Annotated in this window: 5 protein-coding genes; 3 read left to right on the top strand and 2 right to left on the bottom strand. The window is 61.3% G+C overall.

Annotated elements, in window-relative coordinates; translation table 11 throughout:
- Window positions 1–407 precede the first annotated feature (407 nt).
- On the bottom strand, window positions 408–659 hold the full coding sequence (locus tag B7R21_RS17945) for a hypothetical protein (RefSeq protein ID WP_116284633.1): 252 nt from the start codon (window positions 657–659) through the stop codon (window positions 408–410).
- A gap of 145 nt (window positions 660–804) precedes the next feature.
- Between B7R21_RS17945 and B7R21_RS17940 the strand changes: the two genes are divergently transcribed.
- Window positions 805–1032 (top strand): hypothetical protein, encoded by a 228-nt coding sequence (locus B7R21_RS17940; protein WP_147305950.1) that lies wholly within the window; start codon window positions 805–807, stop codon window positions 1030–1032.
- A 110-nt stretch (window positions 1033–1142) separates the two neighbouring features.
- A complete protein-coding gene (locus B7R21_RS17935; RefSeq protein ID WP_147305949.1) occupies window positions 1143–1352 on the top strand; it encodes a hypothetical protein in 210 nt (69 codons plus the stop codon).
- A 91-nt stretch (window positions 1353–1443) separates the two neighbouring features.
- Here B7R21_RS17935 and B7R21_RS17930 read toward each other — a convergent pair whose 3' ends face one another.
- Window positions 1444–1794: a hypothetical protein gene (locus B7R21_RS17930; RefSeq protein ID WP_147305948.1), complete on the bottom strand. Its 351-nt coding sequence runs from the start codon at window positions 1792–1794 to the stop codon at window positions 1444–1446.
- A 342-nt stretch (window positions 1795–2136) separates the two neighbouring features.
- Here B7R21_RS17930 and B7R21_RS20290 point away from each other — a divergent pair, with 342 nt between their 5' ends.
- Window positions 2137–2403, top strand: a complete 267-nt coding sequence (locus B7R21_RS20290; protein ID WP_116284629.1) for a hypothetical protein — start codon at window positions 2137–2139, stop codon at window positions 2401–2403.
- The last annotated feature ends 121 nt before the right edge of the window (window positions 2404–2524 follow it).

The following is a 2524-nucleotide window of genomic DNA, read 5'->3' as shown; positions in this document are numbered from 1 at the left end:
ACGGCATGCCGTCACGCGGCGGGAGGCAGTCAGCCATACCCGGGACCCCTGGCGCGTTTCAAAGCTTACGAAGGCCCCGAATCCACAAGAAAAACTGTAAGGAAGGCGGTTTACCGCCGCTAGGGACTGGCCGTGAAGCGCCACCCGAAGGGCGGTGGAGGAGAGATATCCGGCGCGAAATAAGAGAGCCCCAAGGGCGAACGCGTGCCGGAAATCTCGGAGGAGCCGGCAGCGCAGCTGCTTGCGCGGAACGAACAGGCCCGTACGCTTCCGAAGGATTCACGGCCAAACCAACAAGCCCCGACCAGGGGCGGTAACAGCGCCGTGCAGCGGCTCCATCCAGAAAAACGGGCACGGCGGAGCCGTCGGGCAGATGAATCCTCTCCCCCGCTGCAGTACCGACGGCCTTAGAGTTCGACCCAGGGTGCGTTCTCGACGGCCGGTCGCCACACCCACGCCTCCTGCCGGTTCTTTTCCCTGTTGACCCATCGGATTCGGACCGCGTCAGCGGTGAAGGCTAGGACGTAGACGTTGACCTTCATGGGCCGGCCGCCATACCGGACCCAGGCGCGGGCCTTCTTCGGCTTCGGGTCATACGTGATCAACTCGTTGTCGAGATCCAGCTCAAACGCAGAGAGGGTTTCGGGCTCGCCGACCATGTCGCGGAGATTCATCTTCGCCAGCGACCGCTGCTCAACAGAATTGGCATACCTACGATTCGTACCGATGGCTCACGCACCCTCCGTCGCATGGCCGGCCAGATGTGCGTGGACAACGTTCAACCCACAGTGGGATTGTGGGTTTATGCGGAAATCTGGGAGCCTCGCGAAGGCCGCGTTGGCGGCGAACGTTCTGGTGTGGGGCGGGGCAGCATTGTTCCTGTTCGCTCTCGCCGGCGAGTACACGTACACCGCGTTCCACGGCCAGTGGTTCAACATCGTCGGCTGGGCCCTGATCTGCACGGTGGCGATCGCCATCACGGTCGTCGGTTTCGTTGAGGTACGGCGCCTGCACTCACGACTCCCCCGCTAAACGAGCCGGCCGCTCTACTCCGCCGACCCGCAATCGTGGTCGGTCCATCCCCAAGAATAGAACATATGTTCGAATGACTGTAGGCCGCGTCCTCGGGCTAGTGTCGGGTTATGGAAACACCGTCGTGCGTGATTAGCGACTGCGTGGCCACGGCCACGTCTGATTTCACGGTCAACGACAACGGCCTGCTCGCGGTGTACGCGGTCTGCCCGGTACATCTCGCCGCGATCCGAAACGGCACCATGTTTGCCGCGCCTGCCGATCCAACCCGCGGTTTTATTGGACTCCGCGATGACAATGACACGCGCGGGCCGCTGTAGACAGAAGGGTGCAACTGAAACGCCGACGTCCCGAGAGCTGTAGAAAAGAGCTCCAAAACCTGGGAAGGGTCCGGAGTAGCGGTGTCCGTTCCTAGGTCATCGGACCGAAGCTGAGGTGGTACAGATTCGCGACCTCCCGGAGAGCTGGGTCATCGACCGTGATGTCCTGAGTGCTGTCGAGTTCGACGTGTGCCCCGTCGAAGACGGCCCAGCACTCGAAGTCTCCGACGCGCGAGACGTACCGGATGCCGGCGTAGAGAGGTTCGCCGTGCTCGTCGGTGCGGGAGTACGCCCACCCGGCGATCGCCCGGGTGAGGAGCCGATTGGGTCCGCGGACGTGAGCGACGTCGAGGTTTTCGATGTCGTGCTGCAGGAGCAGCTCGGGCGCGTGCTCAGTGAGGAAGGTGTGCGTCGTAGGTGATTCGACGTCGACGAAGGGCAAACCAACCTCCTTGAGCTGCACGGCTGTCGATCCGGCCCAACCGCGACTTGGCGTGGCCCCTGAGTGCGCAGCGAGTTAGCCGGATGTGAACCCCCAAGCTGATGACGAAATATCGAATATCAGCGCGAATACACCTCACGATTAACTGCCCTGTGAAGGCAGGATGCTTTTCAAACAATGAAGCTGCTGCGGGGTTTCGTTTGTCGACACCGTACTGCGCGCCCCTAGCTGCCGCGGCTCAATCTGGTGCGTTGTAGGTTCCCCCGAAGTCGTCTCTCAGCGAACCCTCGAATCCTCTGTCGACGACTACGGTGTAGAGCACGAGAGAGGTGTGCGGCATTTATGGGGCAGCCCTACGACCACTACATCAGCAGGGCTCATATGCGCCAGTGGGCGACGACGAACGGCCAACGGGTCACGGTGCTTCGACGCGGAATGAAGATACCCAAGCCGCTCGATGTCGGCAATGCAATTGCAGCCGAACAGGGACTCAACGACGCGGCAACTGAGAAGGCTTATGGGAAGGTCGAGAACGCGTTCAGGGCGGCACTGCCACGACTGCTTGACTCGTCCAGCACGCTAGCCGATACCGACTGGCAAGCGTGTTGACGCCGACCGAATGTGATGCCGTTTCTGCCGATTGAAAACAGGGCCACCTAGCCACTATGGAAGGTGATCAATTTGGATGACTGGGCAAAGATTCGGCATTTGCATTCGATGGGTTTGCACT

This window comes from Subtercola boreus (genome assembly GCF_003399625.1).
GTDB classification, from domain to species: domain Bacteria; phylum Actinomycetota; class Actinomycetes; order Actinomycetales; family Microbacteriaceae; genus Subtercola; species Subtercola boreus_C.
Note: the sequence above shows the minus strand (reverse complement) of the source record. Positions and strands in the feature narration are given on the sequence as shown.

What these genes read in the sequence shown, in the direction of transcription:
- B7R21_RS17940 (WP_147305950.1), top strand. Translation starts at nt 805, where the DNA reads ATGCGGAAATCTGGGAGCCTCGCGAAGGCCGCGTTGGCGGCGAACGTT.
- B7R21_RS20290 (WP_116284629.1), top strand. Translation starts at nt 2,137, where the DNA reads ATGGGGCAGCCCTACGACCACTACATCAGCAGGGCTCATATGCGCCAG.
- B7R21_RS17935 (WP_147305949.1), top strand. Translation starts at nt 1,143, where the DNA reads ATGGAAACACCGTCGTGCGTGATTAGCGACTGCGTGGCCACGGCCACG.
- B7R21_RS17945 (WP_116284633.1), bottom strand. Translation starts at nt 659, where the DNA reads ATGGTCGGCGAGCCCGAAACCCTCTCTGCGTTTGAGCTGGATCTCGAC.